The 24353-nt window shown below is 70.4% G+C and carries 24 protein-coding genes; 11 read left to right on the top strand and 13 right to left on the bottom strand.

The window, feature by feature from the left end; translation table 11 throughout:
* The coding region (locus tag AB0B72_RS36915) for a DEAD/DEAH box helicase (protein ID WP_367744189.1) at positions 1 to 1762 on the bottom strand (1762 nt) is incomplete at its 3' end.
* A 407-nt stretch (positions 1763 to 2169) separates the two neighbouring features.
* On the opposite strand from AB0B72_RS36915, the gene AB0B72_RS36910 reads away from it, so the two are divergent.
* Positions 2170 to 2829 (top strand): ferritin-like fold-containing protein, encoded by a 660-nt coding sequence (locus AB0B72_RS36910; RefSeq protein WP_367744188.1) that lies wholly within the window; start codon positions 2170 to 2172, stop codon positions 2827 to 2829.
* A gap of 497 nt (positions 2830 to 3326) precedes the next feature.
* Here the strand turns inward: AB0B72_RS36910 and AB0B72_RS36905 are convergent, their stop codons facing one another.
* The 5 genes from AB0B72_RS36905 to ligD (AB0B72_RS36885) form a co-directional block, all read right to left on the bottom strand.
* Positions 3327 to 3557 carry a DUF3107 domain-containing protein gene (locus AB0B72_RS36905; RefSeq protein ID WP_367744187.1) on the bottom strand — a complete coding sequence of 77 codons (231 nt, stop codon included), beginning with the start codon at positions 3555 to 3557 and terminating at the stop codon, positions 3327 to 3329.
* Between the two features lie 101 nt (positions 3558 to 3658).
* Positions 3659 to 4279 (bottom strand): TetR/AcrR family transcriptional regulator, encoded by a 621-nt coding sequence (locus AB0B72_RS36900; RefSeq protein WP_367744186.1) that lies wholly within the window; start codon positions 4277 to 4279, stop codon positions 3659 to 3661.
* Between the two features lie 74 nt (positions 4280 to 4353).
* Positions 4354 to 4557 (bottom strand): hypothetical protein, encoded by a 204-nt coding sequence (locus AB0B72_RS36895; protein WP_367744185.1) that lies wholly within the window; start codon positions 4555 to 4557, stop codon positions 4354 to 4356.
* A gap of 63 nt (positions 4558 to 4620) precedes the next feature.
* Positions 4621 to 5502 (bottom strand): non-homologous end-joining DNA ligase, encoded by an 882-nt coding sequence (gene ligD / locus AB0B72_RS36890; RefSeq protein ID WP_367744184.1) that lies wholly within the window; start codon positions 5500 to 5502, stop codon positions 4621 to 4623.
* Positions 5499 to 6461, bottom strand: coding sequence for a non-homologous end-joining DNA ligase (gene ligD / locus AB0B72_RS36885; protein WP_367744183.1), 963 nt, complete (start codon positions 6459 to 6461; stop codon positions 5499 to 5501). Before ligD (AB0B72_RS36885) ends, ligD (AB0B72_RS36890) begins: the two co-directional genes overlap by 4 nt.
* A 78-nt stretch (positions 6462 to 6539) precedes the next feature.
* On the opposite strand from ligD (AB0B72_RS36885), the gene AB0B72_RS36880 reads away from it, so the two are divergent.
* Positions 6540 to 7469, top strand: coding sequence for a Ku protein (locus AB0B72_RS36880; RefSeq protein ID WP_367744182.1), 930 nt, complete (start codon positions 6540 to 6542; stop codon positions 7467 to 7469).
* 264 nt (positions 7470 to 7733) lie between these two features.
* Here the strand turns inward: AB0B72_RS36880 and AB0B72_RS36875 are convergent, their stop codons facing one another.
* The 5 genes from AB0B72_RS36875 to AB0B72_RS36855 form a co-directional block, all read right to left on the bottom strand.
* A complete protein-coding gene (locus tag AB0B72_RS36875) occupies positions 7734 to 8039 on the bottom strand; it encodes a hypothetical protein (RefSeq protein WP_367744180.1) in 306 nt (101 codons plus the stop codon).
* 838 nt (positions 8040 to 8877) lie between these two features.
* Positions 8878 to 9279 carry a hypothetical protein gene (locus AB0B72_RS36870; RefSeq protein ID WP_367744178.1) on the bottom strand — a complete coding sequence of 134 codons (402 nt, stop codon included), beginning with the start codon at positions 9277 to 9279 and terminating at the stop codon, positions 8878 to 8880.
* A gap of 127 nt (positions 9280 to 9406) precedes the next feature.
* Positions 9407 to 9847, bottom strand: a complete 441-nt coding sequence (locus AB0B72_RS36865; RefSeq protein ID WP_367744177.1) for a hypothetical protein — start codon at positions 9845 to 9847, stop codon at positions 9407 to 9409.
* Positions 9848 to 11217: 1370 nt separating this feature from the next.
* Complete coding sequence (locus AB0B72_RS36860) at positions 11218 to 11769, bottom strand: hypothetical protein (protein WP_367744175.1); 552 nt, start codon at positions 11767 to 11769, stop codon at positions 11218 to 11220.
* A 445-nt stretch (positions 11770 to 12214) separates the two neighbouring features.
* Positions 12215 to 12742 carry a hypothetical protein gene (locus AB0B72_RS36855; RefSeq protein ID WP_367744174.1) on the bottom strand — a complete coding sequence of 176 codons (528 nt, stop codon included), beginning with the start codon at positions 12740 to 12742 and terminating at the stop codon, positions 12215 to 12217.
* Positions 12743 to 13188: 446 nt separating this feature from the next.
* Between AB0B72_RS36855 and AB0B72_RS36850 the strand changes: the two genes are divergently transcribed.
* Positions 13189 to 14100, top strand: coding sequence for an alpha/beta fold hydrolase (locus tag AB0B72_RS36850; protein ID WP_367744173.1), 912 nt, complete (start codon positions 13189 to 13191; stop codon positions 14098 to 14100).
* A gap of 99 nt (positions 14101 to 14199) precedes the next feature.
* Complete coding sequence (gene moeZ / locus AB0B72_RS36845; protein WP_367744171.1) at positions 14200 to 15378, top strand: adenylyltransferase/sulfurtransferase MoeZ; 1179 nt, start codon at positions 14200 to 14202, stop codon at positions 15376 to 15378.
* Positions 15379 to 15434: 56 nt separating this feature from the next.
* On the opposite strand, the gene AB0B72_RS36840 is transcribed toward moeZ, so the two are convergent.
* Together AB0B72_RS36840 and AB0B72_RS36835 are read right to left on the bottom strand one after the other, a co-directional pair.
* Positions 15435 to 15770: a transcriptional regulator gene (locus AB0B72_RS36840; RefSeq protein WP_367744169.1), complete on the bottom strand. Its 336-nt coding sequence runs from the start codon at positions 15768 to 15770 to the stop codon at positions 15435 to 15437.
* On the bottom strand, positions 15770 to 16234 hold the full coding sequence (locus tag AB0B72_RS36835) for a hypothetical protein (RefSeq protein WP_367744168.1): 465 nt from the start codon (positions 16232 to 16234) through the stop codon (positions 15770 to 15772). Before AB0B72_RS36835 ends, AB0B72_RS36840 begins: the two co-directional genes overlap by 1 nt.
* Positions 16235 to 16380: 146 nt before the next feature.
* Between AB0B72_RS36835 and AB0B72_RS36830 the strand changes: the two genes are divergently transcribed.
* The 7 genes from AB0B72_RS36830 (at position 16381) to AB0B72_RS36800 (ending at position 24302) form a co-directional block, all read left to right on the top strand.
* A complete protein-coding gene (locus AB0B72_RS36830) occupies positions 16381 to 17100 on the top strand; it encodes a hypothetical protein (protein WP_367744166.1) in 720 nt (239 codons plus the stop codon).
* A 106-nt stretch (positions 17101 to 17206) separates the two neighbouring features.
* On the top strand, positions 17207 to 18481 hold the full coding sequence (locus AB0B72_RS36825) for a S8 family serine peptidase (RefSeq protein ID WP_367744164.1): 1275 nt from the start codon (positions 17207 to 17209) through the stop codon (positions 18479 to 18481).
* Between the two features lie 60 nt (positions 18482 to 18541).
* A complete protein-coding gene (locus AB0B72_RS36820) occupies positions 18542 to 19372 on the top strand; it encodes a hypothetical protein (RefSeq protein ID WP_367744161.1) in 831 nt (276 codons plus the stop codon).
* Positions 19366 to 20547, top strand: coding sequence for a S8 family serine peptidase (locus AB0B72_RS36815; protein ID WP_367744160.1), 1182 nt, complete (start codon positions 19366 to 19368; stop codon positions 20545 to 20547). Before AB0B72_RS36820 ends, AB0B72_RS36815 begins: the two co-directional genes overlap by 7 nt.
* Positions 20548 to 20648: 101 nt before the next feature.
* On the top strand, positions 20649 to 21020 hold the full coding sequence (locus AB0B72_RS36810; protein WP_367744158.1) for a hypothetical protein: 372 nt from the start codon (positions 20649 to 20651) through the stop codon (positions 21018 to 21020).
* Positions 21017 to 21355, top strand: coding sequence for an MGMT family protein (locus AB0B72_RS36805; RefSeq protein WP_367744198.1), 339 nt, complete (start codon positions 21017 to 21019; stop codon positions 21353 to 21355). Before AB0B72_RS36810 ends, AB0B72_RS36805 begins: the two co-directional genes overlap by 4 nt.
* A 52-nt stretch (positions 21356 to 21407) precedes the next feature.
* Positions 21408 to 24302 (top strand): CDP-glycerol glycerophosphotransferase family protein, encoded by a 2895-nt coding sequence (locus tag AB0B72_RS36800; protein ID WP_367744157.1) that lies wholly within the window; start codon positions 21408 to 21410, stop codon positions 24300 to 24302.
* The last annotated feature ends 51 nt before the right edge of the window (positions 24303 to 24353 follow it).

Raw genomic sequence — 24353 nt, 5'->3', positions numbered from 1 at the left:
CGTCCTGGCCGGCGGGTGCCTGCGGGGCGATCTCGGGTGCCGTCTCGGTGGTGCGGGTCCTGCGGCGGGACGGTCTGCTCGTCGCGAGCGGGTCGTCCTGGCCGGCGGGTGCCTGCGGGGCGATCTCGGGTGCCGTCTCGGTGGTGCGGGTCCTGCGGCGGGACGGCCTGCTCGTCGCGAGCGGGTCGGCTTCCGGCCGGGCCGCGGGGACGTCCAGGTCGGCCTGGGCGGGAGCGACCTCGGCCAGCGCGTCCGAGACGGCGGCCGTGTTGGCCCCCCTGCGGCTGCGACGGCTCGTCTTCGTGACCACCTCGGCGCTCGAATCGCCTGCGTTCACCGTGTTCTCCACTGTCGGGATCTCGACCGGGATCTCGACTGGGACCTCCGCTGGGATCTCAGCGAGGATCTCGGCCGCGACCTGGGGGGCGTCGGAGCCGATCTCCGCACCGGCCGGCGTACCGGAGTCACCGGCACGGCCGCCACGGGTGCGCCGCCGCTCACGGCTGCGGGCGGGGCGCTCACGGCGCTCCTCCCGGTCCCCGCGTTCCGGCCGGCCGCCCCGGTCCGGGCGGTCCGACCGTCCCCGGGAACGGGTGCGCCCGGTCTCGCCCAGGTCCTCGATCTCCTCGGCCTCGAGCCCCGCCCGGGAGCGCTGGGCGCGCGGCAGCACACCCTTGGTCCCCTCGGGGATGCCGAGGTCGGTGTAGAGGTGAGGCGAGCTGGAGTAGGTCTCCACCGGGTCCGGGAAAGGCAGGTCCAGTGCGTTGTTGATGACCTTCCAGCGAGTCAGCTCGGTCCACTCGACGAAGGTGATCGCGATGCCGGTGCGCCCGGCCCGGCCGGTGCGGCCGATCCGGTGGACGTAGGCCTTCTCGTCCTGCGGGCAGTCGTAGTTGACCACGTGCGTGACGTCGTCGATGTCGATGCCGCGGGCGGCGACGTCCGTGGCGACCAGCACGTTGATCTTGCCGGTGCGGAAGGCGCGCAGCGCCTGCTCGCGCTGGCCCTGCCCGAGGTCGCCGTGCACCGCGGCCACCGCGAAGCCCTTGTCGCGCAGCTGCTCGGCCACCATGTCGCACGCGCGCTTGGTCTCGCAGAACACCATCGTGAGGCCGCTGCCGCTGCTCTGGAGCAGCCGCGCGACGATCTCGATCTTGTCCATGCGGTGCGTGCGGTAGACGTGCTGCGTCGTCAGCGCGGTGGTCTCGGCGTCGTCGTTGGCGCTCTCCGCCCGGACATGGGTGGGCCGGGTGAGGTAGCGGCGGGAGAGGTTGACGATCTCACCCGGCATGGTCGCGGAGAACAGCATCGTCTGCCGCTTCTCCGGGACCAGCTTGATGATCCGCTCGATGTCCGGAAGGAATCCCAGGTCGAGCATGCGGTCGGCCTCGTCGAGGACGAGCATGGTGATCTGGCTGAGGTCGAGGTGCTTCTGCTTGACCAGGTCGAGCAGGCGCCCGGGAGTGCCGACGATCACATCGACGCCGTTCTTCAGCGCCTCGATCTGCGGCTCGTACGCGCGCCCGCCGTACACGGTGAGGATGCGCGAGCCGAGCTTGCCGGCGGCGACGACGAGATCCTCGGTGACCTGGAGCGCGAGCTCCCGGGTCGGCACGAGGATCAGCCCGCGCGGCTTCTTCCGGTTCTTCCTCGGCTTGCCGACGAGCTGGAGCATCGCGACGCCGAAGGCGTACGTCTTGCCGGTGCCCGTCCGTGCCTGACCGATGACGTCCTGGCCGGCCATGGCCAGCGGGAGCGCCATCTCCTGAATGGGGAATGGTGAAGTGATGCCCTCGGTCTCGAGCGCATCAGCGATCTCCGGGATGACTCCCAGGTCTCGAAACGTCGTTGTCAGCGTGGCCTGCCTCAATCAGTGCGAGAGCGGGCCTTCCGGGACATCCTGCCGGCAGATCTTCCCCGGCCCGGGTCCTCGCGGACAGTCGCGCTCTCATCGTGTCAGCGACCGCGGCGTCCAGATGATCTGAGATTCCGGGACCGATGCCCCGGACAGTCGTAGTGCGGTCGCACTTCCACGAAGCAGTCTACTCGATACCACAAGAGGGAACCGATTTCTGCGACTTCTCGCTAATAGCGTGCGCGTGTCGGGCTTCCCGAATCGTTCCGCCAGGGTGCTCCGGCGGGCATGCCCCCGGCACGTACGCTGCACCCATGACTGATTCCTCTCCCGGGATTGTGGATCTGCTCGGCGTCCTGGCGTACGCCGAACTGGCGGCGTTCCTCCGGCTCGCCGAGGACGCCGCGCTGCTGGCTCCGACCTTGAACGACCGGGCGGCGCTGGGGGATGTGGCCGCCACCGAGTACGGACACTTCCGCGTGCTGCGTGACCGCCTGGCGTCCCTCGGCGTCGACCCGGAGGAGGCGATGGCGCCGTTCGTGGACGCCATCGACGCGTGGCATGCCCAGACGAAGCCGAGGGACTGGCAGGAGGCGCTGGTCAAGGCGTACGTGGGCACGGGGATCGCGGGGGACTTCTACCGGGTGGCGGCGCGCCGCGCCGAGCCGGCGATCCGGGGGCTGGTCGACGAGGTGCTCGCCGACGAGAGCCGCTCGGAGTTCGCCGTCGACCGGGTGCGGGCGGCGATCGACGCGGACCCGCGCCTGTGCGGGCGGCTGGCGCTGTGGGCCCGGCGGATGGTGGGGGAGGCGCTGAGCCAGGGACAGCGGCTGGCCGCCGCCCGCCCGGAGCTGGCCGCGCTGCTGGTCGGCGAGGAGGGCGAGGACCAGGCCGAGGTGGCGCGGCTGTTCGCCAGCCTCACCGAGGAGCACGGCAAGCGGATGGCGGCGCTCGGCCTCACCCCCGGGCCATAGCCGCCACAGCCTCTCTGGCGTCCCTGGTGACCGCTGTCGCGTACAGAACCGGTCACCAACTTCCGTAGGTCTGCTGATCGAGCGGCATGAGAGCCCCAAACGGTTGTACCGTGCGAGGTATGAGGGCCTCGCGCCGCTACGGCAGTTCCTTGACGAGATGTGGGCCGAATCGCTGGACGACACGCGCTGTGCTGCGGAGGGGGAGCGCGGGCTGTCCGACCACCAGTCAGAGGCGGGACGAACCCCACAGGGTCGACCTGGCGCGGCGCCCCCGCTGCTGTGGATACGGATACGGCTACGGGTGCGGCTGTCCCTGACGGGAGCGGCCGGCCTGCTGGATGCCTGAGCGGAAGCTCGGGGGCCAGGGCCGGCTGTCGCCGCCGGGGGGCGGTGAGCACCCCGGCGGCTACAGCGGAGGGTGGAGTCTCATCCCTGAGCGCCCGGCGATGCGTGCCGGGCCTCCAGGGCGGGGTTCTCCCTGTATGCGGCGAATGTGATCAGAGTGTGCCGCCGAAGCCGACCGGCCGCACCTCGTCCTCACCGATCTCGACGAACCCCAGCGACGCCACGGGGATGACGACCCGGCGGCCCGTGGTGTCCGTGAGCGAGAACACGCCCTTGTCCGAGGCGAGCGCCTTGCGGAGCTCCTCCTCGATCTCGTCGGCCGACAGTTCGGTCTCCACGACGAGCTCGCGGTGCACCGAACGTACGCCGATCTTTATCTCCATCGGGCTCCCCTTTCGAGAGGGCTGGTCCCTACCCGTCCCCATCGTCGTCGCCCGCGGACGCGCCGCGCCCTTTGATCGCGTCAAGCGAACAGATTGCTCTGTCAGCCCGTCCGGGGAAAGCCGCTGATGCCCCGCCAGGCGAGACGCGCCATGAGCTGGGTGGCGGCCTCCTTCGGGATCGACCCGTGGCTGCCCAGCCAGTAGCGGGCACTCACCTCGGCCATGCCGACCAGGCCGACGCCGAGCAGATGGGCCTCGTCGCTGGAGCAGCCCGTGTCCTCCTGGATCACCTGGCTGATCGCGTCGGCGCTCTCGCGCAGCGAGCGCTCCATCCGCTGGCGTACGGGGGCCACGTTGCGCAGGTCGGACTCGAAGACCAGCCGGAACGCCTCCCCCTGGCTGGACACGAAGTCGAAGAACGCCCCGATCGCGGCCTGGACCCGCTGCTTGTTGTCGGTCGTGGAGGCCAGGGCCTCCTGGCAGCGGGTGACCATGTCGTCCACGTGCAGGTCGAGCAGGGCGAGGTACAGCTCGAGCTTGCCCGGGAAGTGCTGGTACAGGACGGGCTTGCTGACGCCGGCCCGCTCGGCGATCTCATCCATCGCGGCCGCGTGGTAGCCGTTCTCCACGAACACTTCCTGTGCCGCGCTCAGAAGCTGACGGCGGCGGGCCATGCGGGGCAGCCGGGTGCCCCGGGGCTTGGCGTCCGGGGTAGCGGTCACGGCAGTCTCCTTGTGAGGATGCGCATCGGGGGCTCGCCGCCCCGGGGCCTCATCCTACGTGGCGGTAAACAAGGTCAGCGATATTCCTCGTCGTCTTCGAGGTCGACGGCCCGCTCCTGCTCCGCGACGTCGGCCGGGTCGGCGTCGAACGGGACCCGTTCCGGCCAGCGGTCGTCCTCGCGAACCTTCAGCAGCCGGTGCTGCTCGACCGCGTCGGCCTCCGGAGCCTCGATCGAAATCTCCCCGACCGCTTCGTCGAGGGGGTCCATCTCGGACATCTGCCGATCCTTCCGTCCGTGTGCTGCGATCAGGTCCACCATATGGCCCGGACCTGCGACGGGCTAAGCGCCGGGCGGCATGAACAGGTCGCCGTGCTCCGAGAAGCGCGCCAGCACGTCGGCGGAGGTGAAAACCAGCTCGTCGGGGGCGGCGCACGCCTCCACCTCCTCCCACCGCAGCGGAGTCGACACGGTCGGGATGCGGTTGGCGCGCAGCGAGTAGGGCGCGACGGTGGTCTTGGCCGGATTGTTCTGGCTCCAGTCGATGAACACCTTCCCCGGCCGCTCCTTCTTCGCCATCACGCTGGTCACGAAGGGGTGCCGGTCCTCCAGAGAGCGGGCGAGCCGCTTGGCGTAGTCGGAGGTGCCGGGCCCGCGGTCCCACGGCACGTAGACCTGCATGCCCTTGTTGCCGCTCGTCTTGGGGTAGCCCTCCAGCCCGTCGGCGGCCAGCGCGTCCCGGAGCAGGACGGCGACCCGGCAGCACTCGACGATCGTCGCGGGGGCTCCAGGGTCGAGGTCGAAGACCAGGGTGTCGGGGGCCAGCGGCTCGCCGTCCTCGGCGACCCGCCACATGGGCACGTGGATCTCCAGGGCGGCCAGGTTGGCGTAGTAGACCAGCGTCGGCAGGTCGTCGACCACGGCGAAGTCGATCTCCTCGCGATCCTTCGTACTGCCCGGCGCCGGGAGGTTCACCGTACGGACCCAGTCCGGCGTGTGCGCCGGGGCGTTCTTCTCGAAGAAGAACATGCCGCCGACGCCGTTCGGGTAGCGCTTGACCGTCAGGGGACGGCCCCGCAGGTGGGGGACGAGCGCCGGGGAGATCCGGGTGTAGTAGTCGATCACCTCGGCCTTGGTGAACGCGGCGTCGGGGTAGAGCACCTTGTTCAGGTTGGTCAGCGCCAGCGCCCGGCTGTCGACCTTCACCGTGACCTTCTGGCTCATTCCCGCTCCTCTCGCCGTACCTCGGCGGGGACCTTGTCGATCCGGACACCACGCCACACCGGGTTGCGCAGCCGCCCGTCCAGAGTCCACATGGTGAAGGCCACCTCTCCGACGATCTCGGGCCGGACCCAGCGCGCGTCCTTGGTGATCTGCCGCGGAAGGCCGCTCGAGAAGGGGCTCTGCCCGATCCCGAGGGGCTTAAGCAGGCGATGGGTGTCCTCCAGCATGGCATCGGTGAAGCCCGTCCCCACGTGGCCCACGAACTGGAACCCGAAACGGCCAGGGGAGGCCTCGCCGTACATGCCGAGCAGGAGTGAGCCGACGCCGCCCGCGCGGCGGCCCTTGCCGGGGCGCCAGCCCGCGACGACGACCTCCGTGGTGAGCAGGTTCTTGACCTTCACCCACCACTCGACGCGCCGCCCCGGCAGGTACGGCGAGTCCAGCCGTTTGGCCACCACCCCCTCCAGCCCCTGCCGCCGGGTGGCCTCCAGCACCTCCGGCTCGCACGGCAGGTACGGCGGGGCGCCGAGGCCGAGCGAGTCCAGCAGCTCCCTGCGGTCCCGGTACGGCAGGTCGAGCAGCGTGTGCCCGTCGAGGTGGAGCAGGTCGAAGGGCATGTACGACACCGGCAGATGCCCCAGCAGCCGTGCGCCGGCCGGGTCGGTCACGTGCATACGGCGCTGCAACCGGGCGAAGCTCGGCCGGCCCTGGGGGTCGAAGGCGACGACCTCGCCGTCGACGACCGCCCTGCGCCCGGCGAGCGGGGCCATGCATGCGGCGATCTCCGGGTAGCGCGAGGTGAAGTCGGCGCCGTGGCGGCCGCTCACCCGGACGCCGCCGTCGACGTACGCGAGGGCCCGGATGCCGTCCCACTTGACCTCCAGGGCGTACTCGTCGCAGTCCTGGGGGAGCTCGCCGGGGACCGCGAGCATCGGTTCGACCGGGTACGGCACCGCCATAAGTGGGTACCTGCCCATGAGGTAACCGCTTTGAATCCCGCTATGGCGGAATTCGAACACAGAGACGAGAATGTGGTTATGCGCAGCATCTGGAAAGGCGCGATCTCGTTCGGTCTGGTCACCATCCCGGTCAAGCTCTACTCGGCGACCGAGCAGAAGGACGTCACGTTCCACCAGGTGCACCGGGAGGACGGCGGGCGGATCAAGTACAAGCGGGTCTGCTCGGTGGACGGCGAAGAGGTGCCGTACTCCGACATCGCCAAGGGATACGAGCTGGCGACCGGGGAGGTCGTCGTGCTCACCGACGAGGACTTCGCGGATCTGCCGCTGACCACGTCGCGGCGGATCGACGTGCTGCAGTTCACCCCCGCCGAGCAGATCGACCCCATCTACTTCGCCAAGGCGTACTACCTGGAGCCGGAGGGGCAGGGAGCCAAGCCGTACGTGCTGCTGAGGGACGCGCTGGAGCGGTCGGGGCAGGTGGCGATCGTGAAGGTCGCGCTGCGGCAGCGGGAGTCGCTGGCGACGCTGCGCGTCCGCGATGGCGTTTTCGTGCTGGAGACCATGCTCTGGCCGGACGAGGTGCGCGAGGCGGATTTCGGTTTCCTGGAGGAGGACGTGGACGTCCGGCCGCAGGAGCTGAAGATGGCCGAGTCGCTGATCGACACGATGGTCGCCGACTTCGACCCGACGGAGTACAAGGACGCCTACCGGGAGGCGCTCCAGGAGGTCATCGAGGCCAAGGTCGCGGGCCGGGAGGTCGTGGCCGCCGAGACTCCGGCCGAGCAGGGCCCCGCCGTCGACCTCATGGCCGCCCTGCGGGCCAGCGTCGAGGCCGCGAAGCGTGAGCGCGAGGGCACGGCGCCGGCGAGGAAGAAGGCCCCGGCGAAGCCCGCAGCCAAGGCGGACGCCGAGCCCGCAGGCAAGGCGGCCGCGAAGAAAGCCGCCGGGGACGAGGCGGAAGAGGACAAGGCGCCCCGGAAGCGGAAGACTCGCCGTTCGGCCTGACCCGCCCGGTGTGTCCGGCCCCTTCCGCGGCGGGCTTCCGCGGTGGGGAAGAGGCTCCGGCGGAGGTCGTCCGCCGGAGCCTGCGTTCTCCCCGCGCTGGGTTGCGGATTCCAGGTGCGGGTCGAGGAGCGGCCTCAGTGAGGTCGATGCGTCATAAGGCCAGGTGCGCTCCCGGCTGTCCGGCTCGCCGGCGCCGGGTGAGACGCGTCCGGCCTTCCCGCTCCTCTTCCCGTCACGGGGAGGTCATCGCGGAGTTCCGCCGGATCAGTCGTCGCTGTCGATGTCGATGATGACGTCGCCGTCCGAGTTGCAGTTGCGGACGGCGGTGGCGAACTTCTTGACGGTCTGGCGGAACCGCTGCTCGCTGCGGAAGCGGTTGTGGTGGCCGCCCCAGCGGGTGCGGCAGGCGCGGCGGTGGCCCCAGCCGCCGGGGTCACAGGAGCTGATGCTCGTGTGGATGGTGGTGGCGCTCGCGGCGGTGGCGCTGGTGACGGTGCTGAGGCCGACGACTCCGCCGGCCAGCGCCGTACTGATCGCCAGGCCCGCGATGACATTCCGGTAAGTGGGCATTGCGTGTCCCCCTTGAAAGGAATCGATTGCCCGATATGCGACATTTAAGCGTTAAGACGTAAATGTCGCTGATAGCCCTTAATGGGCTATCCATCCCGCGATGTCTAGATTGCCAGGACGCGTCGGCGGCAAACGGTCGAGCGGGGTGCTTTAGAGGTAATTGTCCGTTTATGGTCGATCACAGACAGTAGCCGCGTGGTTTGTCCCACAATGTCCGATTCCGTCGGTCTGGGGCGGGCTCGGGGCTGCGGCCCGTGTCACCTGACCGGTCCCGGAGCCGGGGTTGTCCGCACGGGAGGACGCGTAGCGGCAGGGCCGTCCGCCGGACACGGCGAGGCTATCGCCCCTTCCCGGGCCGGCGCGGCGGAACCGGTGTCCCGGTGAAGAGCCCGCGGGGTGCGGTTCCGGCTTCCCGAGCCGGGCCGCTCGTGATGTCCGGCTCCGCGGGGATGCCCGAGCCCGTACGGAAAGTCGCCGGCTGGAGGTGCCGGGACCTCGCTGGGGTGAGGGGGGTGCGGGAGCCGGGGCGGTCGCGGGGGCGTGGGGCGGGTGCGGGGAGATGAGGGCCGCGGTCGAGGGCGAGTCGCGCTGGCGAGGGCTCGCCTGGCGGAAACAGGCGAAGGCCCCGGCGGAGACCTTCTCCACCGGGGCCCTAGCCCCATATGCCCTGTCTGAACGTCCGTTCCGGCTGGGAGACACTCGGGAAACCGCGTGTGCTCCCGCTCTCGCGACTGTCGTTCAACTAACACCGGGATATCTGCTACCCCGGCCCCTCCGGTCTTCCAGCCGTTATTGCACTAGGCTTCCGGCTCATCCATGAAGGCCGTCAGGTCACTGCTCAGTTGCAGTCGTTGTTGTTCCAGCAGTCGTTGTTGTTGTTGTTGTTCCAGCAGTTGTCGTTGTTGTTCCAGCAGTCGTTGTTGTTCCACCAGCTGTTGTTGTTGAAGCAGTCGTTCCTGCTGGTCTTGTCCTGGAACCCGATGCAGACGTCCTTGGTCGCGATCGCGAACGAGGAACAGTCGTCCTTGCTGTTGTTCCAGCACGTGTTGTTGTTCCAGCAGTTGCTGCTGTTCCAGCAGTTGTTGTTGTTGTTGTTCCAGCAGTTGTTGTTGTTGTTGTCCCAGCAGTTGTTGCCGTTGGCCGGGATGCTGGTGGCGCTGGCTGCTGTGGCGCCGAGAGTCATGGCGCCGCCGACGATTGCGGTGCTGAGAGCGAGACCGGCGAAGACCTTCTTGAACATGGGCACTGCCTTTCTTTCGATTCTTGCGATGAATGAAAGGTGTACGTTCGCCGTGATCGCGGTGCGTTCGGCCGAACGCCTCGCAGAGACCTACGAACCGGCTGTGACCCTGTCAGTCAACCGGCACTCAGTGGTGCCGGTCGCTCTCGTCCTTCTGGACGTTGTCGGTGGCGCGGTCGTCCTTCTGCCACCACTTGTTGTCCTTGTTGTTGGCGTGGTCGTTGCGGTTCCACCAGTTCTGGTTGTTGTACCAGTCGTCCTTGTCGGTCTTGTCCTGGAACCCGACGGCGACGTCCTTGGCGGCGATACCGAATGCGGAGTGGTCGGTCTTGTCGAACTTCCAGTTGTTCTGACCCCACCAGCAGTTCTCGTTCCGCTGCCAGAGATTCTGGTCGTCCCACCAGTTCTTGTTGTCGTTCTCGCGGCTGCGGTCGCTGCTGTTCTCGCGCTCGTGGTCCTTGTCGCTCGCCATGGAGGCGCCGGCGGTGGTGACACCGAGAACGAGAGCGCCGCTCGTGAGAGCGGCGCCGAGCGCGAGCCCAGCGAAGACCTTCTTAACCATGGGCATTGCATTTCCCCCTGTGATCATTACCCTTGATCTTTAGACATTTCTCTGGATGCCTTTAGAAATGTCTGTATGGCCCTCTATTGGACCATCTTCCTGCGCTGTCTAGATTGCCGGGTGCGTCTACTTGCAAACGGGGATTGAGCGCTTTTGATCTCTTATTATCTCTTTATAGACAGCGTTAGACTATTAATGACTGCTTTGTAGCAAAATGTCCGATTCACTGAACGGCTGCCTCGGCGGTGGGTGTTATCCCGACCGTGTACGCGCCGGCCGGCAGGTGCATTCGGCCACGACCACCGGAGCCGCCATCCCCGCCCCGTGAGCCGCCTCTACCCATCGGCGCGAGCCCTCAGCAGGCCCCACAACGCACGTGAGCGGCCAGGAAGGTCCCGCGCGGCCCGACCCGTGCGCGTGTACGGCTACAGGGGCGCCAGGAGGCGTACAAGGGGCTGGTGACGATGGCGCGGCCGCTATGGGCGGCCAGAAGGGCGCATCTCGCCGCATGAGCGTCGGCCCATATGTGGGGGAGGTGAGCCCATCTGCCGCGGATGCGGAGGATGCCGCGAGAGCTCCGGCGCTAAGGGGGATTGAGCCTGGCCTGGCTGCTCGGACGGCGTGTGCGCGTACGGTCCGGCGGCCGGAACACCGGGGGCCGGACAGCGAGCGACGGCGCGGGGCAGCGTGGAAACCGGAAACCAGGAGGGCACGTCAGAGCCGGTGGGAAGCCGCCAGGGAGCCGGGGTCGCAGACGTGTACGAGGGAAGGCCGGAACCGGCGGGCGAAACCGGGCCATCCTCGACGGTGCCCGCGGCTCTGACCAGGTGAGGGCCCGACCAGGTGAGGGATGGTGCGGTGCAGCCGCCCTCGACACGGTGGGGGACGGTGCCGCCATCCGCGTGAGGGTCCGGTGAGAGCGCCCACCGTGCCGCCGAGGCGATCGGAGCGGCGCGGGGAGGCGGGGAGGCGTGGGGCGGCCTGGAAGGAACATCGGCAGGTAAGCGGACGGAGCATCGGCGGAAACGAGACATGGGCCAGGGCCCCGGGGCTTTCGCCGCCGGAGCCCTGGCCCCGCACATGTCTTCCGGATATATGGACAGCACTTCCTTCTGGCGCGGGACTCCTGCTGGTGAGTCTCGCGCCGCGGCAGCGCTTCTCGGGGTCACTTCACTCAGGTCACGGCGTCAAGCGCGTGCCGTGACGGTTCGGGGCACCCGTGCTCCGGTGGCCGCGGCGTCCGTAAGGAACCGCCGCCCCGGAAAGCAGGGCACATCGCTGCACTTACCTCGTGGCCCGAAGGCCCGTGGCGGCGCTGAGACCGCCTCCTTGAGCACCCCTGTCACCGTTGATCAAGGGTGGCCCACCCCCGGAAACTACGGGGTGACGGTGACCGTGACGGTCGGGATCGGCGTGACCGTGGCCGTGACCGTGACGCTCGGGTCCGGGTACCCGTACTTGCGCTTGTGGTTCTCGTCGTTGTCGAGGTCGGCGTCCTGCTTCTGGGTCGGGTCGGTCTTGGCGGCCGTGTCCTGCCACTGGTTGTTGTAGGGCACGGCGTTGGCCTGGCCGTACTGGTGGTTCCACGGCACGGCGGCGGCCGCGTTCTCGGTCTTCTGGAACGGCGTCAGGACCAGCGTGAAGTCACGCATCAGGAACTGGTGCTGGTTCTGGTGCTGCCGCGTGTGCTGGTGCTGCTTGTTCTTGTTCTTGTTCTTGCTGCCCTGGCCCTGCCGGTTGCTGTTCCCCGGCGCGCAGTAGCTGCGCGCGTAGTGGCGGACCGCGGGCCGGCCACCGCCGACGTAGCCGCCCATGGCGGTGGCGGCGTTCGCGGCGGTGCCGGTGACGGCGCCGCCGAGGGCGATGGCGCCACCAGTCAGTGCGACGCTGGCGGCGAGGACGCCGACCGCGCTCTTCAATGTGGACATGTCGTTCTTCTCTCCTTGGAAAAAGCCTCGCCCCGCTGTGTCACGCTGGTCACTCGCCGAGGCGTCCTCCCGCGCGCCTGACCGCCGGAAGGCGGCCCGCGGAGCGGCCGAAGCGGCCGCCGGCGTCTGGAAAGACGACTTGTCGGAATGCCGTGCGTGAGCGATGGGGCGTGTATTACGCGGTGCGTCGTAAGCGGCGCGCAATACATGGTTCGAGTTGCCGTGTCGTTCAGCCCTGCGTGGGCGGAAGCGACACGGCGCGGACCCATCGCGTGAGCGCCGTCATGCGGATCGCGTCATGGGGTCCGGGTGCCGGCGACCGGCTCGGGGCGGTCCAGCCCACGGCGAGCGTGGACGAAAGGCCTCCGTGCCGGCACCCGGATCCAGGGCCGTCAGGCCGTCGCGACCGCCTGCACGGTCGCTCGGCGTCGCATGACTAGATCGGTCAGCCGAGCGGCGTGGCCGTGGCGGTCACGGTCACGGTCGGAGTCGCGATCGGCGTCGGGCCGTAGTAGCTCTTGCGGTTGTGGTCCTCGTCCTCGAGGTCGGCGTCCTGCTTCTGGCGCGGGTCGGCCTTGGTGTCCGTGTGCGAGTCCTGACGGTTCCAGGGCTGCGCCTTGGTGTCCGTGGCCTGCCAGTTGTAGGGCAGCGCGCGCGAGTCCGTCTCGGTCTTCTGGAACGGAGTCAGGACCAGGGTGAAGTCACGCAGCAGGAACTGGTGCTGGTTCTGGTGCTGACGCTCGTGCTGCCACTGCTTGTTCTTGTTCTTGTTCTTGCTGCCCTGGCCCTGGCGGTTGCTGTTGCCACGCGGGCAGCAGCCACGGCTGGAGTAGGAGGGGCCACCGACGTAGCCACCCATGACGGTCGCGGCGTTCGCGGAGGTGGTGGTGACGACGCTACCGAGGGCGACGGCGCCACCGGTCAGCGCTGCGCTGATCGCGAGCACCCCGACGAGGTTGTTGAACTTGGGCATTTCATTTCCCCCTAAGGATTACTGCCCCGACACTCCGACATTTTCCAAATCAGTTGGAAAATGTCCTTTCTGACGACCCTTGCGGATCATCCCTGCAGTTGTCTTGATTTCCTCGCTGCCTGCCGGACAAACGGCGATCAGCGGCTTTTGCCATCCGCTTATCGCTTTATTGACGACGTTGGACCGCTACTGCTCCCTTTGCCTCGAATGTCATTCATGTCCGTAATTGAAATGTCCGAAATGGGCGATATGGAGCTTTCTGTCGGGTGGCTGGCAGCTCGCCTTTCCCTGGCGGCCGTACGCCACCCGGACCGGCGGCCCGGCGAGGAAGGGGCGACAGGTGGGAGAGATGGGGCGTGCCATGGGTAGCGATATGGGGGCAGGTGTCCCTTAGGCGCGGTTTGCTAGGGATATCGTCAGAACAGCAGGCGAACAGAGGAGGACGCGTGGGTGACGAGCCGATTCCACCGTGGCCGGGCCGGCTTCTCGACGTGGACGGCACGCGACTGCACGTGCGCACGACGCCGGAGGGGCCGGGCGAGACGGCCGTCTACGTGCACGGCCTGGCGGGCTCCGCGACCAACTGGACCGACCTCATGGGCGAGCTGTCCCGCGACGTGCACGGGATCGCGGTCGACCTGCCGGGCGCCGGCTACTCCCCGGAGCCGCCCGACAGCGACTACACCGTCGACGGCCACGCCGCCACCGTGGTGCGGCTCCTGGAGCGCCTGGACCGTCCCGTCCACCTCGTCGGCAACTCCATGGGCGGGGCGATCTCGGTCCGCGTCGCCGCCACCCGTCCCGACCTCGTCACGTCGCTGACGCTCGTCTCCCCGGCGATGCCTGACCTGATGCCCAGATACGGCCCGGCGCGCGTCGCCATGTCGGCCGCGCCGCGACTGGGCGAGCTGGCCCTCCGCTGGTTGAGCGCCGTCCCGCCGGAGCGGCGCATCCAGTCCACGCTGAGCATGTGCTACGCCGACATCAGCCGTGTGCACCCGGAACGGCTCCGCGAGGCGGTGGAGGAGCTGCGACGCCGGGACGGGCTCCCGTACGCGGACGCGGCGGTGATCGGATGCGCTCGGGCGATCGTCCGGGAGTACTTCCGCACCGGCCCCGGTAACCTGTGGCGGCAGGCCGCCCGCGTGACCGCCCCCACCCTGGTGGTCTACGGCCTGCGCGACCGGCTGGTGCACGCCCGGATGGCACAGCGGGCCGGCCGGGTCTTCCCCGATGTCCGCCTCGTCACGATTCCGTCGGCCGGTCACGTGGCCCAGATGGAGTTCCCCGAAGTGGTCGCCGGCGAGATCCGCCGCCTTCTCCTCCAGACGCGGACGCCGATGCGCCGATCAGCGTGATTGGGGAATGCGGGGCCACCCCGGTTAAGTTGTGAGAAGTGCTTGTGATGGGCCCATGGAGCCGAGCGCGACCATTGGCGCGAAAACGGGAGTGGAACTGTGTCGTTGCCACCGCTGGTAGAGCCGGCAGCTGAGCTGACCGTGGACGAGGTGCGCCGCTACTCGCGTCACCTGATCATCCCCGACGTGGGCATGGCGGGCCAGAAGCGCCTGAAGAACGCCAAGGTGCTGTGTGTCGGCGCGGGCGGCCTCGGCTCCCCGGCGCTGATGTACCTCGCCGCGGCCGGAGTCGGGACCCTGGGCATCGTCGACTTCGACGTGGTCGACGAGTCCAACCTGCAGCGTCAGATCATCCACGGCCAGTCGGACGTCGGCCGTCTCAAGGCGGAGTCGGCCGCCGCGACGGTCCGCGAGATCAACCCGCTGGTCAACGTGATCATCCACAACGTCGCCCTCACGAACGACAACGTGATGGACATCTTCTCCGGCTACGACCTGATCGTGGACGGCACGGACAACTTCGCCACCCGTTACATGGTGAACGACGCGGCCGTGCTCCTCGGCAAGCCGTACGTCTGGGGGTCCATCTACCGGTTCGACGGCCAGGCGAGCGTGTTCTGGGCCGAGCACGGCCCCTGCTACCGCTGCCTGTACCCCGAGCCCCCGCCGCCCGGCATGGTCCCGAGCTGCGCCGAGGGCGGCGTCCTCGGCGTGCTGTGCGCGTCGATCGGCTCCATCCAGGTGAACGAGGCCATCAAGGTCCTCACCGGGATCGGCGACCCCCTGGTGGGCCGTCTCATGATCTACGACGCCCTGGAGATGAAGTACCGCGACGTCAAGGTCCGCAAGGACCCGGAGTGCCCGCTCTGCGGGAAGAACCCCTCGATCACCGAGCTCATCGACTACGAGGCGTTCTGCGGCACGATCTCCGACGAGGCGCAGCAGGCGGCGGCGGGCAGCACGATCACCGCGGCCGAGCTCAGGTCGATGCAGGAGCGCGGCGACGACATCTACCTCATCGACGTCCGCGAGCAGAACGAGTACGAGATCGTCAACATCCCCGGCGCCGTGCTCATCCCCAAGGGTGAGTTCCTGAACGGCTCGGCGCTGGAGGGTCTGCCCCAGGACAAGAGGATCGTCCTGCACTGCAAGTCGGGCGCCAGGTCGGCCGAGGTCCTCGCGGTCCTCAAGAACGCCGGCTTCTCGGACGCCGTCCACGTGGGTGGCGGCGTGCTGAGCTGGGTGAAGACCGTCGACCCCAGCCTGCCGACCTACTAGCGGAACACGCGCGTACGGCTGCCGCCCCTCGCCCGGGCGGCAGCCGTACTTTTGCGTCATCCCCGTGGCGACCGGGACGTGCCGGCGGCCTCTTCGGGCAGGACCGTCAGCCCGCTGGACGAGACGATCGCCTGGAGGGCGGCCACGTACGCGGTGAAGGCGGCCCGGCCGTCGTCGGTGAGCCGGAACCACGTCTTCGGCCGCTTGCCCACGTGACCCTTGCGGACGCGTACGTATCCCGCGGCCTCCAGCGCGCTCCCCTGCTTGGACAGGACCGAGTCGCTGATGCCGAGAGTGTCGCGCACGAAAGCGAACTCGGCCTCGTGCGCCGCGGCGAGGAGCGAGACGATCTGCAGCCGGGTCGGCGCGTGAATGACGGGATCGAGATCCATCAGACGGTCTTCTCGATCTTCCGGGCCATCTGGCGTGCGATCCACCGGGAGACGAAGGGGCCGGTGACGGCCATCAGCGCGGTCATCGTGAGCGCCGCCCATGTCCGCCCGTAGGCCACCTCCAGCGCGTCGAGCCGGAACGCGATCACCAGGCAGACGCCCACGAGGACGAACATCCATGCGAGGAATGTGGCCAGCGCGGCGGGAATGAGGCTCTTGTGCGCCTGGACTCGCCGGGTCCGGACCAGCGTGCCGACCAGCGCGCCCAGCGCGGCGGTGAGCAGGACACTCGCGCCCACGATCACGGGGGTCGAGGTGCCCGGCTCGGTGACGAACTGGACGCCGGTCACGACGACCCCCACGCCCACCGTGTACCAGGTCGGGAACCAGGGCTCCGATTCGAGTGTCCTCACCTGGGTGTTCCGTATGGTCGCCAGGCTGCGCGCCGCTTCTTCGGGATCCATGGGGGGCTCCTGTTCGTGGTCTTTCCAATCTGGAAAGTACTTTCTGCTTTCCACAGCGTCAAGTACTTTCCGGCGGTGATTTGGGAGGATGGTGACCTGTAGGTGGCGTTAAGGTCGCTGAGGAGCCTGAGGCAAGGGGAGGCGTGGTGGGGGAGACGCGGACCTGGCCGCCCCTGGCCCTGCTCTCGGCGCTCATCCTGATCTGCGTGGTCGTCGCCGGGATCGCCGCCACCGCCGCCGTCGCGGAGCTCACCCGCGGCCCCAGCCGGTCGGAGATCGAGCACGCTGTGGCGGCCGAGGTCGGCGGGCGGTGGGAGCGGTGGCCGACCGGCCGGATCTTCCCCGCGAACCTCGCCTACACCAGCGAGCAGGGCGGCCGGGAGCAGGCGCGCAGGGTCGGCGTCTCCTCCCGGTACGACTGCGCGTCCGCGGTCGACGCGTCGCTGCGCACGACTCTGCGCGCCGCGCGCTGCCGCGCCGTCCTGCGGGCCACCTACCTCGACGCCCTCCAGGGCATCGTGGTCACGGTCGGCGTCGCCGCCTTCCCCGACGCCGCCTCCGCGGGGGTCGCCGAGGCCGCCTTCCCACGGAACGGACGGGCCGTGCCCGGGCTGCGCGCGCTGCCGTTCCCCGGCACCGTGACCGACCGCTTCACCTCGGCGGGCCGCCAGTCCGGCACAGTACGGCAGGCCGGGCCGTACCTGGTGATCACCACGGCGGGGCAGGTCGACGGGCGCCCGGCGGGCGCGCTGGGCAAGCAGCGCGTGACGATGTTCTCGTTCACGGACGATCTGGCGGGAGACCTCGCGACGGCGCTGACCGCTCCCGCCTCGCCGGACTGCGAGGAGCGGCAGTGGCGATGCTGACACCGCCAGAGCTCATGCGTCCCGTGCGCGCGTGGTCTGTGCGCGTGTGGCCCGTGCGCGTGTGGCCCGTGTGCGTGTGGCCCGTGTGCGTGTGGTCCGTGCGCGTGTGGTCCGTGCCGAGGCGGCCGTGCTGAGGCGGGCCGCGCGCGCCGCCGCCGCGATCCTCACCGCCTCCGTCCTCGTCGTGCCGGGCCTGGCGCCGCGCGCCGCCAGTGCCGACGACGTGAGGGTGAGCCAGCTCGACGTCCTGCGCACGCTCGACGTGGACGACGCCTGGGCCCTCACGAAGGGCAGGGGCGTCACGGTGGCCGTCCTCGACTCCGGGGTCGATCCCGACCACCGCGACCTCGCCGGCTCGGTGGTCATCGGCAAGGACTTCACGGCGGGCGCCAATCCCCGCGGCGTCGCCCCCGTGCGCCTGCACGGCACGTACATGGCCTCGCTCATCGCGGGGCACGGGCACGGCGCGGGCGGCGGCGACGGGATCATCGGCGTCGCGCCGGAGGCCAGGGTGCTGTCGGTCCGGGTGATCCTGGAGGACGAGGAGCCGGGCTTCCGCACGTTCAACTCCGACTCGCGCTTCGAGGGCGTGGTGGCCAAGGGCATCCGGTACGCCGTGGACCGCGGCGCCGAGGTGATCAACCTGTCCCTGTCCAAGGACCTGCCCACCGAGGCCGAACGGGAGGCGATCCGGTACGCCATCTCCAAGGGCGTGGTCCTCGTGGCGGCCGCCGGCAACGACGGCGCCGGCAAGCGCACCGCCCCCTACTCCTACCCTGCCTCCATCCCCGGGGTGATCTCGGTGGCGGCCGTGACCCCGGCCCTGCGGCGCGCGTCGTTCTCCAACCGCAACTCCTCGGTCCTCGTGGCGGCCCCCGGCGTCGACATCCTCGGCGCCGGGCCGGGCGACGAGTACTGGGTCGGGCGGGGCACCTCGCAGGCGACCGCCCTCGTCTCGGGCGTGGCGGCGCTGATCAAGTCGAGGCATCCCCGGATGTCGCCCGCCCTCGTGGCCCAGGCCCTCACGTCGTCGCCCGCGCACAAGGGCGCCTACAACACGGGAACAGGCTTCGGGGTGGTCAACGCCTACCGGGCCCTGGGCGTGGCGTCCACGCTCGCGGGCCACCGGGCCACGGCCTCGGGGCAGGGCGTCCAGGCGCCGTCCCGTCCCATCCACGCCGGGGTCGGCAATCCGGGCCCGATCGTGGTGGTGCGCCGCGACCAGCGGGCCGTCCTGCTCTACGGGGCCGTGGCGCTGGCGGCGCTGGCGGCCGCGGGGGCGGCCCTGTCCGTGCTGCTCCTGCTCGTGCGGCGGACCCGCCGGGAGGCCGGCGACGCGCTCATGCCTCCGGCTCCCCGGCCGACGGGGCTTCCGACGTAGCATCGGAGTATGCCGCCGCAGCCGAGGACACCGCGGACACCGCGAGGTGGCCGGCGAGGCATGCCTCTCGGCTCGTCCGCCGGCCGGGCCCGCGCGCGGCCGTGGACGGCTTCGCGGGGGCGCGCGGCGGCGGCTCAGGCGGCCAGGGAGCGGGCCGAGCTGGAGCGGGGGGTCCGGTTCCGCTCGATGTATCTCACGATCATGAGCATCGTCCTGGCGGTCGCCGCGGTCAACGTGCTGCTCGGATCGGTCGGGCTGCTCCAGGAGACCCGGTCCCGGCCGCTCACCGACGCCGAGCGCGCCGAGTACGTCGCCGAGGACGTGGCCCGCCGCTGGCACGCGTGGCCGGTCGGCATGGTCTTCCCCGAGGAGCTGCCGTATTCGGCGCTGGGGAAGATCCAGCAGTACGCCCGGCGGGTGGGCGTCGCCCCTGAGGCCGCCTGCGCCGCGGTGGCCGACGCGCCGGTGGCCTCGGTGCTGCGCCGGCACGGCTGCATGACCATGTTGCGCGCGACCTATGTCGACCAGAGCTCGACGTTCGCCGTCACCGTCGGCGTGGCGGTGCTGCCCGACGAGGAGGCGCGCGCCGACGCGGCCGCCGAGCTTCCGGTGGACGACCGGGTCGGCGTCCGGCCCGTGGCCTTCCCCGGCACCGTCACCGACGCCTTCGGCGCGGCACAGCGGCAGCACACCGGCTGGGTGGGCGCCGGGCCGTACATCGTCTTCTCCGCAGTTGGGTACACCGATGGCAGGACCCGCGATTCCGTCCCCATGGAGGAGCTGGTGAGCAGCGAGCTGCAGCCCGTGGCCGAGTCGGTCGCGGGACGCGTCGCGCGCGCCCTCGGGGAGCCGCCGGACGTCCCTCGATGCACCCAGGGGAACGCGTGCTGAGACTCCTCGCGCTCTGCGCCGCGCTGACCTGGGGCCTGGTGGCCGCAGGTCCGGCGTACGCGGGCCCGGCACGCGCCGAGCCGGGCGCGGGCGGCGACCGGTGGGTGATCGACGCGATCGGCGCCGCGAAGGCGTGGAAGATCACCCGGGGCAAGGGGGTGACGGTCGCGGTGCTGGGCGGCGAGCACCCCGACGACGGCGTGCCGGAGCTGGCGGGCCGGATCGAGCGGGGGCCCGACATGACCGGCTCGCTGCTCGGCGACGAGCGGGCCCGGCCCGGCGAGGGCGGCACCGCGGTGGCCTCGCTGATCGCCGGCAGCGGACGCGGAGGCGGGATCACCGGGATCGCCCCGGAGGCACACGTCCTTTCCATCCCCGTCGTGCAGCAGCGCCCCGACGGGAGCTTCCTCGACCCCGAGGAGGAGCAGGACGCGCTTCCCGACAGCCCGCTCGCCCGCGGGATCCGGTACGCCGCCAACAGGGGCGTGTCGGTGATCTGCATCCCGGTCGCCTGGTACGGCGTGGACCGGGTCGACCGCGACGCCGTCGCCTACGCGCTGTCCCGGGGCGTCGTCGTGGTCGCGGCCGTCGGGGACGACGGGCAGTCGGACTACGCGAGGCAGGCCGGCACCTCCTACTGGGGCTTCCCTGCCGGATATCCCGGCGTCATGGGGGTCGCCGCCGTGGACAGGAACGGCAGGAAGACCGCGGGCAGCAGCGACAACCTGTCGGTCCTGATCGCCGCGCCGGGAGCGCAGGTGCCGGTCGCCCTCCCGGGCGGCAGGCACGGCACCGCCTCCGGGACCGGGATGGCGAGTGCGCTCGTGGCCGGGGCCGCCGCACTCATTAAGGCCAAATATCCGGATATGGCGCCGGAGCTGGTCTCTCGGGCCCTGACCTCCACCTCCCGGCCGCATCCGCCCGCGGGCTACGACGACAAGGTCGGGTTCGGGGTGGTGGACGCCGCGGCGGCGCTGACCAAGGCGGGAGAGTTGTCCGGATACGGCCGCACCGCGCCCGTCGAGGACGACGCGCACTTCGGCAAAGGCCGCCCGCTTTCCGAGGCACCCGCCCGCCCGGGGCCGGATCCGGTTAGGCTCTGGATCTACGGCATCGCCGCCATCCTCGGGGCTGGGGGGTTCGCCGCCGCGGCTGTCGCGCTCAGCCGCAGATGATCACGCGTTGGCTGCCGTTCGGCCGCATTTCGGACGCGGTATTCGGTGTGTTCGCGTTTTCAGTGACAAGACGAGGTCAAGTTTCGCTATGGTCGCGGCTCATGGGGTACGAGCTGCGCGTAGAGCGGGATGTACCGCTCGCCTACGCCGAACTCGCGAGCGTGGTCTCGGCACAGGCCGGCCTGGAGCTGCGCGGATCGCATGAGGCCGGCGAGGTTGTCGCCCGGCACGGCGATTCCGTGCACCACGTCGCGACCTGGTCGGGCAGCCTGGTCGGCCGTCCCGGGTCGGACTGGCAGGTGGCCCAGCTGGCCCGCCTCACCGACCTGATCGGCGCCCGGCTGATCGGCGAGGACGGCGAGGCCTACGGCGTCAGGAACGGCGTCGTGGAGCAGATCAACGGCGGGTCGAGCTATGAGTTCGGCAAGCTTGAGGAGATCATCGCGGCCGGGCCGACGGAGTGGAGCGCCTGACAGGCCGGCCCCCCGGCGGGCCCCCCGGCGGGCGCGGCGAGCCTCCGCCGTACGCGGAGCGGGTGCTCGGCGTGGTCGAGCGCATCCCGCCCGGCCGGGTCATGTCGTACGGCGACGTGGCCGAATACCTGGGCGAGGGCGGACCCCGGCAGGTCGGCCGGGTGATGTCCCAGTGGGGCGGCGGCGTTCCGTGGTGGCGCGTGATCCGCGCTGACGGAAGTCCGGCGCCGGGTCTTGAAAGCGAGTGTTTCGCCAGGTGGCGGGTGGAGGGCACCCCCATGCGAGGGGCCCGGGCTGACATGCGGGCGGCCCGATGGGACGGGCGGACTACGTGACCGGCATTACCATTTCAAGAACACCGGTCTGACGAAGGGTGGTGCCTCCCTCATGACACCCGCACCCACGAGCGACGCCGTCGCCGATCGACTGCGGGCTGTCCAGGAGCTCTACGACCGGGGTGAGCCGATCGACGCCCTGGTCGCGCAGGCCCGGGCGGAGGGGCTTACCGCCGCGCAGCGCCGCGAGCTCGACCGGGAGGCCCTCGCCGGCCCGCTCGGTCTCCGGCTCGACGCCGCAGCCAAGCGCGGTCCCGGACGGCGACGCCAAGCCATCGAAGCGCTCCGGCCGTACCTCGCGGAGGTCGATCCCGCCGTCAAGCGGGACCTCCCGGTCGGCCGCCGGGTCGCCTTCCATCTCGTCGAGACGCGCGACGTCGGCGAGCTCGCCGACAGCGACGTGCTCGCCAAGCTCGCCGCCGCGGCGGCCGAGCCCTCGCGCCGGGTCCGCAAGGGTCTGCGCTGGTACGCCGACCTGCCCGTGGAGGTGGAGCCCCCGCTGCTGCGGCTGCGGGCCGCCGACCTGGTGCCGGTCACCCAGATCGACGACATCACCTGGGCCGGGAACCGGCTGCGGATCACCGGCCACGCGTACATCGCCGGGTTGTCGGTCCGCAGCGGCCGCTTCAACCGCGCCACTGTCGTGCTGCGCGGGCCCCGGTGGCTGCCGCGGGTGACGCTGAAGACCCGGCGCGTCTACCGGCCGGAGGCCACCCACGACGCCCGAGAGCCCGGCTGCAACTACGACTGGGCCGGGTTCACCGCCGAGCTGAACCCGCTGTCCCTGCGCTGGCGGGCGGGCCTGCGTGCCCTGGTGCGGGGAAGCAAGCGGGTGCTGCGCCGCCGCCACACCGTGCAGGACACCACCACCTGGCGGGCCGAGATCGTGATCTGGAGCCGGGCGGCCAGGGCGAGGGGCGTCCTGCGCGGCCCGGCCATCGGCCGCACTGAGCGCCCGGCGGGCCTGCAGGTCCGGCCGCGCTGGTGGGTGCGCCCCGTGTGGACCTCCGACAAGGCCCTGCAGGTGGTGTTCCAGCCCACCCGGGCGGAGCTCACCGGGGTCAGGCTCGACGGCGACAGCGTCGAGCTGGCCGGGTTCCTCCCCGGCCGGCCCGTCACCAGAGGCAAGGCGCGGGTGGGCGGCCACCGGATGTCGGCCGACTTCACCCCCGTCGAGGGCGGCACGCGCTTCTCGCTGTCCCTCGCCGTGCAGACCCTGCTGAACGCGGAGTCCCGCCGCCTGTGGGTCGAGCCCAAGGGCGACCCGGCGGCCGCCGTCATGCTCGAGGGCGGGGCGGAGACCCGGCTCCTGCTCGGCGAGCGGGAGATCACCGTCCAGGCCGACCGGCGCGACCGCGTGGTCATCTCCGGCCACAAGATCATGCCGGTGATCACCTCCGCCGAGTGGGACGACGAGGCGCTCGCGCTCACCGGCCGTTACCCCGATCCGGACCTCGGGGCCCGCGACCTGGTCCTGCGCCACCGCGGCGGGCTCACCATCCGTGTCCCCCTCGAACGTGACGGGGACGAGTTCTCCGTACGGCTCTCGCCTGGCGCGATGCCCCGGTTCGGCGCGCCGGTGCCGCTCGCCGAGGGCACCTGGAACATCTCGGTGGCCCCTCCCGGCAGGTACGGCCCGGCCATGGTGCCGGCCCGGTTCGACCACGCGGCTCTCGACGGGCTGGACGAGGAGCCGCGGACGATCGGCGGCCGGGTCTACCGGTTCGTCGCCACCCGCTTCGACGTGCCCGTGCTGGTGGCCGCCGAGGACCGGCCCGGCGACGAGCGCAGCGCGGCCGGCGTGTGGGCGCTCAGCCGCACGTTCTACCCCGCAGAGCGGGCGCGGCCGGTGCGGGAGGCGACCGTCTACGTCTCCTTCGACGGCCGTTCCTACTCGGACAACCCGCGGGCGATCTACGAGGAGCGGCTGCGGCGCGGTGACGAGAGCGAGCACATCTGGGTGGTCAGGGACGGCGCGTTCGTCCCGCCCGGCTCCCGCGAGCTCGGCCTCGGCGACGGCGTCACTCCCACCGTGGTCCGTGAGGGCAGCCGGGAGCACTACGAGGCCCTGGCCCGCGCGCGGTACGTCGTGGCCAACCAGTTCCTGCCGCAGTGGTTCCGCACCCGCGAGGACCAGGTGGTCGTGCAGACCTGGCACGGCACCCCCGTCAAGCACATCGGCCGTGACCAGGCGCACATGAAGCGGGAGCCCAGGCCCCCGGTGTGGCATCGCCAGGCGGTCGAGGTGCGGGGCTGGGACCTGCTCGTCTCCCAGAGCCCGTGGGCCTCCACCGTGCTGCGCAAGGCCTTCGGCTACGAGGGCGAGATCATCGAGTGCGGCTACCCCCGCAACGACGTGCTGGTCTCGGGCGACCGCGACGCCATGGCCGCCGAGATCAGGCGGCGGGTCGGCGTCCCCGAGGGCAGGCGCGTCGTCCTCTACGCGCCGACCTTCCGCGACTACGACCGCAGGAACGCGTCGGTCAAGCTCGACCTCGCCGGTGCCCGCAAGGCGCTGGAGGACGACCACGTCGTCCTGGTGCGCGGCCACATGATGCAGGCGTTCCCGCACGTGCTGCCGCACGGCGGCTTCGCCATCGACGTCACCACCTATCCGGACATCGCCGACCTGCTGCTGATCGCCGACGTGCTGGTCACCGACTACTCCTCGGTGATGTTCGACTTCGTGGCGACCGGGCGGCCGGTGGTGCTGTTCACCCCGGACCTCGCCAAATACCGCTCCACCAGAGGGGTCTACCTCGACCTGGAGTCACAGCGGCCCGGCCTGCGGCTGGAGACCTCCGCCGAGGTGGTGGAGGCGCTCCGCAACATCGACGCGGTCACGTCGAAGCTGACCGACCGGTACGCCGCGTTCGCCCGCACCTACGCCCCCCACGACAACGGCAAGGCCGCCGCCCGCCTCGTGGAGCACGTCTTCTCCGGCTGAACCGGGGAGCCCTGGGGCCAGGGAAACCGGGGACGCCGGGCCATGATCTTG

The organism is Microbispora sp. NPDC049125 (assembly GCF_040802045.1).
Classification (GTDB): Bacteria; Actinomycetota; Actinomycetes; order Streptosporangiales; family Streptosporangiaceae; genus Microbispora.
This window is presented reverse-complemented; position numbering and strand designations above follow the sequence as displayed.

Excerpts from the sequence above, each read along its gene's own strand:
- AB0B72_RS36910 (WP_367744188.1), top strand. The coding sequence starts at position 2,170 with ATGACTGATTCCTCTCCCGGGATTGTGGATCTGCTCGGCGTCCTGGCG.
- AB0B72_RS36905 (WP_367744187.1), bottom strand. The coding sequence starts at position 3,557 with ATGGAGATAAAGATCGGCGTACGTTCGGTGCACCGCGAGCTCGTCGTG.
- AB0B72_RS36895 (WP_367744185.1), bottom strand. The coding sequence starts at position 4,557 with ATGTCCGAGATGGACCCCCTCGACGAAGCGGTCGGGGAGATTTCGATC.
- ligD (WP_367744184.1), bottom strand. The coding sequence starts at position 5,502 with ATGAGCCAGAAGGTCACGGTGAAGGTCGACAGCCGGGCGCTGGCGCTG.
- ligD (WP_367744183.1), bottom strand. The coding sequence starts at position 6,461 with ATGGCGGTGCCGTACCCGGTCGAACCGATGCTCGCGGTCCCCGGCGAG.
- AB0B72_RS36880 (WP_367744182.1), top strand. The coding sequence starts at position 6,540 with ATGCGCAGCATCTGGAAAGGCGCGATCTCGTTCGGTCTGGTCACCATC.
- AB0B72_RS36875 (WP_367744180.1), bottom strand. The coding sequence starts at position 8,039 with ATGCCCACTTACCGGAATGTCATCGCGGGCCTGGCGATCAGTACGGCG.
- AB0B72_RS36870 (WP_367744178.1), bottom strand. The coding sequence starts at position 9,279 with ATGTTCAAGAAGGTCTTCGCCGGTCTCGCTCTCAGCACCGCAATCGTC.
- AB0B72_RS36865 (WP_367744177.1), bottom strand. The coding sequence starts at position 9,847 with ATGCCCATGGTTAAGAAGGTCTTCGCTGGGCTCGCGCTCGGCGCCGCT.
- AB0B72_RS36860 (WP_367744175.1), bottom strand. The coding sequence starts at position 11,769 with ATGTCCACATTGAAGAGCGCGGTCGGCGTCCTCGCCGCCAGCGTCGCA.
- AB0B72_RS36855 (WP_367744174.1), bottom strand. The coding sequence starts at position 12,742 with ATGCCCAAGTTCAACAACCTCGTCGGGGTGCTCGCGATCAGCGCAGCG.
- AB0B72_RS36840 (WP_367744169.1), bottom strand. The coding sequence starts at position 15,770 with ATGGATCTCGATCCCGTCATTCACGCGCCGACCCGGCTGCAGATCGTC.
- AB0B72_RS36835 (WP_367744168.1), bottom strand. The coding sequence starts at position 16,234 with ATGGATCCCGAAGAAGCGGCGCGCAGCCTGGCGACCATACGGAACACC.
- AB0B72_RS36820 (WP_367744161.1), top strand. The coding sequence starts at position 18,542 with ATGCCTCTCGGCTCGTCCGCCGGCCGGGCCCGCGCGCGGCCGTGGACG.
- AB0B72_RS36810 (WP_367744158.1), top strand. The coding sequence starts at position 20,649 with ATGGGGTACGAGCTGCGCGTAGAGCGGGATGTACCGCTCGCCTACGCC.
- AB0B72_RS36800 (WP_367744157.1), top strand. The coding sequence starts at position 21,408 with ATGACACCCGCACCCACGAGCGACGCCGTCGCCGATCGACTGCGGGCT.